Here is an 11,952-nt window from a genome sequence, read left to right as displayed (position 1 = left end):
CTACACTCGAATTCTTGTACTGTATGTATAAACAGTATTGCGAGTTGAAGAGAAAAGATCAAATCTCTCCGGTAACGCTATCAAGCCTGACGAAAAATTAAGCTTTATCATAAACATCAAAAACCATCTTTTACCGATAATGGCGAGCTGGCCTACGAAGAAGGTATACAAGCTAGGATGAAAGGATTCTGATGCTCCTCCCACCAAATTTTTTATCTCCTGAAGACCAGGCTGAGTACGATGCTTATATGGCAAGGTTCAGCGAGGTAAATCACTATTATGAGCATTGCACTGTCCCCGTGATTGACTGGTTTTTTAAACAAGCAACCGAGGCGCTGCATCATGGTCTATGGTTACCGGCCTGTACGAGCTTTCTGAATGGGATCGAAACATCACTCAGGGTTACGCTGAAGTTGAAATCAACTGTTAACGTTCAGCAGTCAGTTCCTGTACTGGTGGACTTAGATGGTACGTCAGTAATGAGTAACGCTTTAATGCGAAAGGCTAAGCAGGAAGGGATGCCGATAGAATTACTGTCATTTCCAGCCGAGAAGAATATGTTGGCAAAGATAGACGCTGGTAAAAAACCTGAAGCAGATATCGTCAGGCTTAGAAATAGTCTATGCCATGGCAACATTCTGGAGTTCATTATGAGTGTTAAAGTCGGTTCTCCAGATCCCATACGAATTTTTACTCCTGGTAACTGCTGTGGTTTAGCGCTTTTACTTTCGGCCTTATCGAAGAAATGGACGGTAGGCTTGCATCAATACTGGATCGACAACAATCTGACGTCCTGCTGAAACCTCATAAATCATGCCTACTAAAGTCACGTGCAAAAAAACGTTGTAGCATGATATGTTTAAAGTCAAAACAGTGGGTTCTATGTTTTGACGGCAAACATGATATAACTAATACTTCATAAGTAGATATCAATAGTCATAATGGAGTGAACTATGAAATTAAAAAATATTCTGCTGTGTGCGATGATGTCAGTCGCTTTTGGCTCCTCTGCTAATACTACACATAAAGTTGAAAACGAACCTATCCCAAACATTATTCTTGATGGTAAGGTTGATGATATTTGTAAAGATGCAAGCATCCGAACTGAACTTAATCATGATAAAGCAAAGGAACTGGTAACCACCAACCTGAAGCAGGCATTACCATTAAATACGGTACCGGATAAGTTGGATGAAGTTGCAGAAGCCTTTGTAAACCGCGACAAAGGCGCTTCAGAAACAGCAGACCATTGCCTTGTTAATGTACGTAATAAATACTGGGAAATGTATCCCTCTGAAGATAAGTAGCATTTATTATTAAAGGCTTCACTTAAGAAGCCTTTTTTAACCCTTTGCGAAACCTGCTTTAAAAGCAATGCGCTATTCATATCTAAGAATCTATTTAATTAATGAATAATAGTGGACGGATTCATTTCTAGTGAATGCCGAAGTTGGTGTTTTTTGAGTTATTAGACGGTAAGTGCAATCTGGTATGATTCACCTAACATACGAATCTGGAAGGAAAGGTATATGGGTGACCTGGTCAGCAAAAATAACATTGACCGTTTAGAGCGATTTCATTCTTTGCTGGCGGGTCAGTACTGGACGTCCACTGACAGCATCCCTGAAGAGGGTATTGTGGCAGGGGATACGCTGCTCATTACGTCTTTGCGTTACGTTGAAGATAAGCTGCACACAGTGATTCTACGCGCCCATCCCCGCGTTTACGGTCAGACTGTAGCTATTGTCACTGAAGACAGCAGCGGCAACCGTAGGGAACGTGGCAAAGAAATGCGAGAGCATCGCTTCCTGGTTAAGGATTTTCTGTCCAGTTTTGTATTTGAACCCGACCATAAGGTAATCCGGGATGCTGAACTCAGACAAGCTCAGGAAGAAGTGAATAGCCTACAGGCATCGCTTACAGCCCTCGTGAGCGATGCTCAGGGGCTCCGTGACCTTGCGATTGAGCAATTAGGTACAGATGACCGTGAAAACCCTGTGACGGGCCTTAGCGTTGCGTTAGTGCCCCCACAAGAGCAGCAGGCGGTAACCTCACTGGCGATTGGATCAGTTCAAAATGCTCTGTCCTCTGGTATTTCAGATACCCGCATTGAACAAATCAGAGAAGCGGCCTTAAAAGAAGGGCAGATCAGCACAGCCATCAGCAAAATCATCACACAACGAACGCAGGCAATCGCTAATGCCAGCAAAAGAATGCTGCCCTATTTCGAGGAAGTTGCAGCGGCAAGTCTGGCCACTACAGAAGAAGCCATGGAATATGTGAAGAAAATCCACGATGGCGTTGGCAGTCTGGAACTGTATACCGGCAAAGACGTTGAGGTAGTGAATATCGTGAAGGGTGAATCCGCTCCATCACACCTCCCGCTCCAGGTCGTTCAGGCAAAGCTGATGGTGGATGAAGAGCTGGCCGTATGGTGCGATCTCGATAGCTGGTTCGACTTCTCTGATATGGAAAAATTTCATGAAACTTTACGAACCAGCCCCGGGCTGGTGGAGCAGATTTTTCCGTCCGAACGTTCCATCGTATGTATGGCCACAACACGACGTTATATCGATTACCGCGATCCCTGGGAAAATCATGTCCGCAATGACAGGAACCGGGTTGTATTCCTTCTGGTCCGGGACGGTCAAAATATTCATCAGGTTTACTCTTCGGTAGAAAGCCATCTTGGGGCTTCGCAGCTATTCCCTTCCGCCAGCGAACAGGAAGCACATTTCCAGGGGATTGATGGCAGCACCATAAAGTTTGAGGACGTCAGTTATACCGACCGACTGAAGCAGCATGATCTTATGGCACTTCACTACCGTCGTTTCCTGATCCTTATCTGCGGCCTCGATCACCGGCTCAAACTATTTGGTGATTTCTATGATACCAATACCCCTTACAGTTTTCTGAGCCTTGAGTTCCAGGAACGGTACTTCCAATTTCTGCACGACAAAGACGGTTCTGGCCTTTTGGGTATGGCTGAGACACGGCCGTCTCTGCAAAGTTATCTTGAACAGGCAAACTCATGCCTTCAGTCCGGATCCCGGGTAATGTGCAACTGGGATTCGTTGATGAACCCAGTGACAGCACCAGGAGCAGTTCAGGAAGACAACAGCTACTCTGGCTATAAATGGCTTGGGAGAACCCATAAAAACTATGAGCCGGTTATTGCATTCCGTCAGGGAGACGATATCTGTGTCAACGCAACAGTAAACAGATACTCAACGGATCGAGATTTCAATTGTAAGGTGAATTTGTCTTTATTTAAGGAGTCCAGCAGGAATGATGCTGAACTGGGTTTCCTGTGCATGGATACCATTAAAGCGGAGGAGCTCGAATGGTACATTCACAGACGTAAATTCAGGTCTAATCACCTGTTTTACATTCGCTTCTTCAAGATGGCTTTAAATTATATTCGTGCCGAGCGTGAGGCAGAAGAACCTTACCGGCAGATGCTGAGCCAGGCTCTGGCCGATGGAAATATTGGCCAGCCTAATCTGAGATCAGAGTTGATAGATCGATGCATTGTAGCCTGGCGAGCTGATAACAGGGGGGCGACGCTGGAAGCTGCCATGAGTACAGAGAAGGGCTCCAAAGAGCTCCTGAACCAGCTCTATATGCTCGCTGATGTGGGGCTCAAACATCTTCCCGGGGTTCGTAATTTTATTAGCAGCAAAGGCTATGAGCTGGTCAGGTTATCGGTAAATGCTTCAGGGAAACTTGTTGCATATGCCGCACCAGCAAATTTTGAATGCGACAACCGGATGGAAGGGCATGCCTGGGTTCATCGAATGGTACTTGCTACATCCCGAAATGTCTTAAACGTCACTCATCAACGTTTTGCGAAAATGAAACACTTCTTACCAGCTGAAAACACCCTGTTCGAAGATGAACAGCTGGTGGCCACATGGTCGGGCAAAAAGACTGCTTTCAAAAGCTTCGAAGAGAAGCAGCGTTATTTTGATACATGCTCCCGTGGCGCTCAGGCTCTTAAGCAGTTTTTAAAGCTGAACGATCCGGTGATTTACACCAATCTGCTTGGCCAGTGGATTGAGGCCTATGAAAGTATCAATGAAACCAGTGAGTACGTACAGCAAGTAAGCCTAATGGCTCCTGTTGCGGTCAAGAGCGAAAAAGGTAAAGCCAGCCTCATCTATATTGGCACTAAAGACCTGGCCGACTGGTTTTATCAGAAAGCGCCGACACCCGAGTTGCAGGCGCTGTTCCTTGAGGAATACCTGTCCAAATTTGAAAATAAAGAGGTCAATAAAGAAAAGCTACTTTCACGCAGAAATACCGCTCTGTCTCTCAGTTTTTACACCATGGACAACGGGGAAGTACCAGATGAAATCCTCGTCACCAAATCAGTTGATAATGCCAGACGGTGGTATTCAGGAATGTTCACAAGCATGCCAACGATGTTAAATGACCAGTGGTCCTGCCATGTTGCGCATTTTTCCCGTAACGGAAAACTCTATTTGACGCCTGATCTGGTCACTGATGAAGGGGAACCTGGTTTTGATGAAATACTCGGGTATCCGCGCCCGGAGGGGCTGGTACCGGTAACCGTGTGTGAGTTTGAAATTGACCACTTTAACCGACGTGGCATTGATGCGAATGGTGATAAGGTGAATATTACACAGTGGGTCGATATTTATCAGGGTGAGCGTGAGGTTACGGAACTGCTGGGGCCTATTTCTGAAGAAGGGGTGAACATCAAAACCTACAGGATGGACACTCTTGAGCAGGCGATGAAAAACATCTCCCGGGGCTCGACGCGCCTCAGACCGTCAACGGAGAATAGCGAGTGGCAACAGCCAGCAGAAGGTGTGAGCCGCTATGTACTTCGGTCATGGTAAAACGCGGGGGCAGGTGCCATCAAAACATCAAACAAAAAGCCATTACAGGCTCAAAGACCCCTTATCGCTCAAATTTGAAAGAGATAAGGCTTTATGATGGCAACGAGGATTATCACCCATCTCGCCGGAGTAACTGGCATAAAAATTGTTTAATCTTTATGCCAGCGCTTCGGCATTTGCTGGCAAGGAGACAGTGTTGAAAGACCATATCGTACCCCCACGAAAAACTAGCGCGAGTTTATCTTATCAACTCAAACGTATTGGGCGCATGCTCCTTCTTTTACTGAGCTTGGCTTTTATAGTTTACGGATTCGTACTGGCTTTCCATCCGCCGCTAACAACCTGGCTACTTCAACCCGGTGGACACTTTGCCCCAGATGACCGATTCATACTGGTTAGTGTTAAGGTTCAGTTTACAACCGGAATAATGGGGCTAATTGTTTGGCGCTTATGGTAAAAGTGGCAAGCAATGATGGGAGAAGGATAACGTTGCTCAGCTCAATCCGGTTTACTGATTGCTTAAATAGAAGGCAGTCATGCCTACATCAGAAAGGAGAAGCATAGATGGTAGAAGCACGTTATCAAGGCAAGCCTGTTAGCAGTCTTCCTGAAGAAGCTTTTGCTGAAGGGTTATCGCGATCCGGTTTAAGCCCCGTTCTGCTACTGGCATCCCCGACCACAGTACCCGTTACCACGGATGAGCGCTGGTGGCTCGCAAAGGAAAACGTGTCAGGACATTACGGCAGGATTTTTTATGCTGCGGTGCGGGAGTTGGTCATAAGGTCGGATATCATCTCAGTAGTGAGAAGTATTGCAGATGAGAATTTCACGTCCGAACATATGGGGTACTTCGAGCGACTTACCTCTGATGAAAAAGAAGTCGTGTTTAGTGATTACCTGCGCACTCTCGCTGAAGGCGGTCTTACCTGCACTGAGAAGAATCTCGTCAAACTGACGCAAGATTTATACCCGATTGATGCAACTCCTGACAACATTAGAAAGCTATCCACGGACAGGGATGCACTGAACGAACTACACATCGATGGTATGGTACTTTTTATTACCGGCCCTGCGCTTTGATTATGGAGATAATACATGCGGTGTTATCCCTGTTAAGGGTTAAGGTAACATTCTTCTAGAATTACAGAAAAATAGAGGTCTAACATGATAGTAAATAAAAACAGGTTTATGCATAAAAACGGGAAAAGGTTTAAGTCCATCGGAAGGTATTTAAGATTTTGGCAAGCAGTAGCGTCCTCTGGTTTACCCATGGACATGGTAATACGGGAAAAACCATATCAACTTATGGTCGCTTTGATTGCTTTATATACGGCCATCCCTGTTGTTACAATAGTAATTTTATCTGGTCAGCAATCGCATAAGTTGGAACTAATTGCTGTGCATTTCAGTACAATTATCACGATGGTGTTTGTTTTGCGTCGAAAGATGGGGAAACGTTGGCTGGATTTATTTGAAGAAAAATTAGCCATTTATAAACCTAATGATAAACTCGCGCTTAGCGAATTACACGAAAGCATACGTGAGAAAAATGGGCTAGACTTGCAGGATTTACAAGATTGGTACTGGAAAGAGAAGATGACATATGAGTATCACAAAGAACGTAAAACAACTATAAGCTATCAAAAATTCAAGTAGCGTTTTAAAATGACAGGGGAGGGCTATTGTGATTTATTAAGTCGGCAAGGTTATTAGGTAGGGGTGTTCAATATGATAAATTCTTCGAGTGAGGTTATTTCAAGAGTTGTTCTGGGCCTTTGAGATAGCTAATTATCATTACAGACTTTATCGAAAGGTATGAATTATGAACATTACCGACAAAGAACTTAGCTCAAATACAGTGAGACAGTATGGATGGAACTTAGGAGAGTTCAATCACTCAACGCCTTTTACATCTCATTTTATTTATATCACCGACTATCATAAAGATAATACATGGATGATTTCACTTTCGCAGGAGGATTTTAATACAACCAAAATTTTAACATCGTTAAGTCTAGGGAAGGTGCGAACAAGTTCCTGATATGAGATCATCATATTCATCCGGAGCGCATCCCAGAGGGACATCATGAGCCATTAACTCACCTTCGCCGATAGTGAATTCAGCACTAAGCGCCGTCAGACCCGAAAAGAGATTTTCCTCTCCCGCATGGAGCAGATTCTGCCATGGCAGAATATGACCGCTGTCATCGAGCCGTTTTATCCCAAGGCGGGCAATGGCCGACGGCCCTATCCGCTGGAGACCATGCTGCGTATTCACTGCATGCAGCATTGGTACAACCTGAGCGACGGTGCCATGGAAGATGCCCTGTACGAAATCGCCTCCATGCGCCTGTTTGCCCGATTATCCCTGGATAGCGCCCTGCCGGATCGCACCACCATCATGAATTTCCGCCACCTGCTCGAGCAGCATCAACTGGCCCGTCAATTGTTCAAGACCATCAATCGCTGGCTGGCCGAAGCAGGCGTCATGATGACCCAAGGCACTTTGGTGGATGCCACCATCATTGAGGCACCCAGCTCTACCAAGAACAAAGAGCAGCAACGCGATCCGGAGATGCATCAGACCAAGAAAGGCAATCAGTGGCACTTTGGCATGAAGGCCCACATTGGTGTCGATGCCAAGAGTGGCCTGACCCACAGCCTAGTCACCACCGCGGCCAACGAGCATGACCTCAATCAGCTGGGTAATCTGCTTCATGGAGAGGAGCAATTTGTCTCAGCCGATGCCGGCTACCAAGGAGCGCCACAGCGCGAGGAGCTGGCCGAGGTGGATGTGGACTGGCTGATCGCCGAGCGTCCCGGCAAGGTAAAAACCTTGAAGCAGCATCCGCGCAAGAACAAAACGGCCATCAACATCGAATACATGAAAGCCAGCATCCGTGCCAGGGTGGAGCACCCGTTTCGCATCATCAAGCGGCAGTTCGGCTTCGTGAAAGCCAGATACAAGGGGCTGCTGAAAAACGATAACCAACTGGCGATGTTATTCACCCTGGCCAACCTGTTTCGGGTGGACCAAATGATACGTCAGTGGGAGAGATCTCAGTAAAAACCGGAAATAACGCCAGAAATGGTGGAAAAAATAGCCTAAATAGGCTGATTCGATGTGTTTGCGGGAAAAAAATCGGCCCAGATCCGCGAAATTTTAATCAGCGAGTCAGCTTGGGAAGAAATGGGCTTTGTTGAATAAATCAGATTTCGGGTAAGTCTCCCCCGTAGCGGGTTGTGTTTTCAGGCAATACGCACGCTTTCAGGCATACCTGCTTTCGTCATTTTGTTCAGCGCTCGTACCAGGGCCATAGCCTCCGCAACCTGACCATCGTAGTCACGCAGCGTCAGTGAACCCCCGAACAGCTGTTTTACCCGGTACATCGCCGTTTCCGCTATCGAGCGACGGTTGTAATCTGTTGTCCATTTCCACCGCGCATTACTCCCGGTCATTCGCTGATTAGCCACTGCACGGTTACGGTCTGCATATTCACCGGGCCAGTAACCCGCACCTTTTCGGGGAGGGATAAGCGCGCTGATTTTCTTACGCCGCAGTTCATCGTGACAGAGCCGGGTGTCGTAAGCGCCGTCTGCCGATGCTGCCCTGATTTTTCTGTGAGTCTGCCGGATAAGACCCGGGAAGGCTTCTGAGTCCGTCACATTGTTCAGCGACAGGTCAGCGCAGATGATTTCATGTGTTTTACTGTCAACGGCGAGATGCAGCTTACGCCAGATACGGCGGCGTTCCTGGCCATGCTTTTTGACTTTCCACTCGCCTTCACCGAAGACCTTCAGCCCGGTGGAATCAATTACCAGGTGTGCGATTTCACCCCGGGTGGGCGTTTTGAAACTGACGTTAACCGACTTTGCCCGCCTGCTGACACAGCTGTAATCCGGGCAGCGTAGCGGAACGTTCATCAGAGAAAAAATGGAATCAATAAAGCCCTGCGCAGCGCGCAGGGTCAGCCTGAATACGCGTTTAATGACCAGCACAGTCGTGATGGCAAGGTCAGAATAGCGCTGAGGTCTGCCTCGTGAAGAAGGTGTTGCTGACTCATACCAGGCCTGAATAGCTTCATCATCCAGCCAGAAAGTTATGGAGCCACGGTTGATGAGGGCTTTATTGTAGGTGGGCCAGTTGGTGATTTTGAACTTTTGCTTTGCCACGGAACGGTCTGCGTTGTCGGGAAGATACGTGATCTGATCCTTCAACTCAGCAAAAGTTCGATTTATTCAACAAAGCCTCCATTTTGATAAAAAGCAGTCAAACCATCAGAACCAACTATTCCTTTATAATAGTAGGTTGAGTCGGGGGAAGCATACGTATTTGAAAGCGTATTATACATTCCCGATAGAACCCAAACAGACTCACCTGGAGCTAGAACATTATCACATACTGGAAGCTTCCAATTAGGTGGGGCTTTGACAATAGTATTTTTTTCTACTTTTAAAAGAGCGAGGTCCCGGTTCTTAGGATCATCAATATTGATAACTGTTGCTGGTTGGCTCCCATTCCTTGTTATTATACTTAGACTATAATCCTTGCTTGCATCAAGCCATAAATGTGAAGCTGTAAGAATATGTTGTTCATCGATCCAAGTACCTGAGCCGGAGATTGTCTTATTTCCAGACTTGATTTGAATTTTTACAGCTGAGTCCGAAAGCTCAAAATCATTGTGGTGCATACTTTGTTTATGAGGATTATCGGTGGAACAAGCAGAAATCAGTAAGGCTGAAAGAGCTAAAACCTTTCTATACATAGTCAGTTTCCTTCGAATAAGGCGAGTTTGGTTTCTAGAATATTTTATCCAGCGAGGAATTCTTCTAACGTGCTATCTTGGTACTGGGGATATATCTGCTTCATCATGCCAAAAGCAGCAACCGCTACGCTTTCTAAGTCGGAATAGAATTTAGGCTCCGTATTAAGATCATCACCATTCTTCAGAACGCCCTCGAAGCAGCTATAATCATTTCCGAACTCTTGAACAATAATCCAGCGCCCATCACGGAAACCTACGAGCATAACCGCTGAATTAGGATAGTCGCCAGCAGGCGTTAGCCAATCAAAGTGATAGTGCTTTATCGTATCATATTTCAGATGTACATTCATTATTCCTCCGTTGGCGATTACATTATTTGAGTTTTTTCATGGACTCTAAAGAAGCGAGGTAGGAATTATAGCGATCACCAAATTTTTCTTTCGCACGCTTAACGCGCATTTTCTCCGCGAGCTCAGTCTTGTTTTCTGCCTGGTAGGTCCTATTATTTTGCGTCTTTACTTCGGCCCCTGGGCCTGCTGCGTACGTTTTGTTTTTCTCGCTAATACACGCTCGGCATTTACTCTTGAGGCCAAACTTGCCCTTGAGCTCTTTTCCAAACTGTTCAAAGGGTTTAACTTGCTGACATGATTTGCATTTTTTAAAGCCCGGGGGGAGGTAGGTGTCAGCCATGAGCTGCTCCAGTAGGTATTGATTATAGGTGATTTTAACTTAAAGACGACGTCACTTTCAAATAAATCGACTACTTAACGCTGATCTTACATAATCATGATTATGCGCACTAACATGTGTAATGGCTCAATAGTAATGTCCGCCTGTGGCTCAATTCAGATGTCCGCGCTATGGTAAGCTTCACTGGTCCGTTTAAACTACCGGGAGGCATATCATGAGCGCAGAAAGCTCAGGAGTGTTTACTTTGAAAGAGATCAACCGGATCAAGATTATACAGGACGTCATTGAACGTCGCATCACAACGCGCCGTGCGGCCGAGCACCTCGGTATCAGCGACAGGCAATGCCGCAGACTTCTTGCCCGTTACCGTGAAGGCGGACCGCTTGGTATGGCCAGCAGACGATGTGGCATGCGTGGTAACCGCCAGTTGCCACCCGGGCTCGCAGATCAGGCTCTGGAACTGATCAAGACGCGTTATGCTGATTTCGGTCCGACTCTGGCGCGTGAAAAGCTCGAAGAACTCCACGGACTGTTTCTTGGCAAAGAAACTGTCCGGCGCATCATGGTGCGGGCTGGCTTATGGGTTCCCCGTAAACAACGTGCCGCAAGGATCCCTCAACCACGGTACCGGCGTCCGTGTACTGGTGAGCTGATACAAATAGATGGCTGTGATCACGACTGGTTTGAAGGCCGTGGCCCGGCCTGCACCGCGCTGGTCTATGTTGATGATGCAACCAGCAAACTGATGGAACTGTTGTTTGTTAAATCGGAGTCCACGTTTTCTTACTTCGAAGCCACGCGGCGCTATATCGATAAGCATGGTAAACCGCTGGCACTGTACAGCGATAAAGCCGGTGTTTTTCGTGTTAACAATAAACACGCCACAGGCGGAGACGGGCATACTCAGTTTGGGCGAGCCATGCATGAACTGAACATCCAGACTATCTGTGCAGAAACCAGTCCCGCCAAAGGGCGTGTAGAACGAGCTCACCTCACTTTACAGGATCGTCTGGTCAAAGAGCTGCGGTTACAGGGCATTTGTTCAATGGAGGCTGCAAATGACTTCGCTGAGGCCTATATGGCTGACTATAACCGCCGTTTTGGCAAAGTACCGCGACATGATTTTGACGTACACCGTGCTGTAGAACATGATGAGGACCTGGGGCTTATTTTCACTGTTCGTGAAAAACGTAAAGTCTCAAAATCGTTGACGATACAATATGATAAAATGTTGTACCTGATTGAAGACAGCGAACTGAGTCGCCGTGCAATAGGTAAATATATCGATGTGTATCACTATCCTGATGGCAGAAAAGAGCTGCGCCTGAACGGTACGCTACTTCCCTACTCTACCTACGACCGACTGTCAGAAATCGACCAGGGCGCGATTGTCGATAACAAGCGTCTTGGCCGAACCCTGGAGTTTATCAGTCTGGTGCAGAGCAAGCGGGATAACACGCGCTCTCAGTCAATTCCCGCTGGAGATGGCCCTTCCCGACGACGGCCAAAGCAGGAAGGGAAGAAATCCCAGCGCTCACTGGATAATGATGACATGCTCGAAGCACTCAAACAGCTTCAGTCACGTTCAGAGGACATTTTTGGTAAAAGAGCCCGCTGATGGTACTCACTGG

The 11,952-nt window shown here is 46.7% G+C and carries 11 protein-coding genes; 7 read left to right on the top strand and 4 right to left on the bottom strand.

All coding sequences use genetic code 11. The features are described 5' to 3' along the window. Positions 1–191: 191 nt before the first annotated feature. The 6 genes from JQN59_RS25100 to JQN59_RS25075 all read left to right on the top strand — a co-directional run bounded on the left by JQN59_RS25100 (position 192) and on the right by JQN59_RS25075 (position 7,932). A complete protein-coding gene (locus JQN59_RS25100; protein WP_000926374.1) occupies positions 192–800 on the top strand; it encodes a hypothetical protein in 609 nt (202 codons plus the stop codon). 153 nt (positions 801–953) lie between these two features. Beyond that, positions 954–1,307: a hypothetical protein gene (locus JQN59_RS25095; protein WP_000769182.1), complete on the top strand. Its 354-nt coding sequence runs from the start codon at positions 954–956 to the stop codon at positions 1,305–1,307. A 222-nt stretch (positions 1,308–1,529) separates the two neighbouring features. Beyond that, complete coding sequence (locus tag JQN59_RS25090) at positions 1,530–4,865, top strand: hypothetical protein (RefSeq protein ID WP_000502666.1); 3,336 nt, start codon at positions 1,530–1,532, stop codon at positions 4,863–4,865. 564 nt (positions 4,866–5,429) lie between these two features. Then, a complete protein-coding gene (locus tag JQN59_RS25085) occupies positions 5,430–5,945 on the top strand; it encodes a hypothetical protein (RefSeq protein ID WP_000228894.1) in 516 nt (171 codons plus the stop codon). Between the two features lie 84 nt (positions 5,946–6,029). Further along, positions 6,030–6,521, top strand: a complete 492-nt coding sequence (locus tag JQN59_RS25080) for a hypothetical protein (protein WP_000636790.1) — start codon at positions 6,030–6,032, stop codon at positions 6,519–6,521. 496 nt (positions 6,522–7,017) lie between these two features. Next, on the top strand, positions 7,018–7,932 hold the full coding sequence (locus tag JQN59_RS25075) for an IS5 family transposase (RefSeq protein WP_101430419.1): 915 nt from the start codon (positions 7,018–7,020) through the stop codon (positions 7,930–7,932). Positions 7,933–8,114: 182 nt separating this feature from the next. Here JQN59_RS25075 and JQN59_RS25070 read toward each other — a convergent pair whose 3' ends face one another. The 4 genes from JQN59_RS25070 to JQN59_RS25055 are packed head-to-tail and all read right to left on the bottom strand — an operon-like array spanning position 8,115 to position 10,321. After that, positions 8,115–9,083, bottom strand: coding sequence for an IS5-like element IS903B family transposase (locus JQN59_RS25070; protein WP_013815099.1), 969 nt, complete (start codon positions 9,081–9,083; stop codon positions 8,115–8,117). 17 nt (positions 9,084–9,100) lie between these two features. After that, entirely contained in the window at positions 9,101–9,631 is a 531-nt protein-coding gene (locus JQN59_RS25065) for a trypsin-like serine protease (protein ID WP_223290065.1), read from the bottom strand. A 44-nt stretch (positions 9,632–9,675) separates the two neighbouring features. After that, positions 9,676–9,981, bottom strand: coding sequence for a hypothetical protein (locus tag JQN59_RS25060; RefSeq protein ID WP_001100610.1), 306 nt, complete (start codon positions 9,979–9,981; stop codon positions 9,676–9,678). Between the two features lie 22 nt (positions 9,982–10,003). Further along, entirely contained in the window at positions 10,004–10,321 is a 318-nt protein-coding gene (locus tag JQN59_RS25055; protein ID WP_000785965.1) for a hypothetical protein, read from the bottom strand. Between the two features lie 214 nt (positions 10,322–10,535). Between JQN59_RS25055 and JQN59_RS25050 the strand changes: the two genes are divergently transcribed. Then, positions 10,536–11,939, top strand: coding sequence for an ISNCY-like element ISKpn21 family transposase (locus tag JQN59_RS25050; RefSeq protein WP_001567368.1), 1,404 nt, complete (start codon positions 10,536–10,538; stop codon positions 11,937–11,939). The last annotated feature ends 13 nt before the right edge of the window (positions 11,940–11,952 follow it).

The sequence above is a fragment of the Citrobacter sp. B72 genome (assembly GCF_016894305.1).
Taxonomy (GTDB): Bacteria; Pseudomonadota; Gammaproteobacteria; order Enterobacterales; family Enterobacteriaceae; genus Citrobacter; species Citrobacter portucalensis.
The sequence above is the reverse complement of the archived record's forward strand: the minus strand, read 5'-3'. Positions and strand labels throughout refer to the sequence as shown.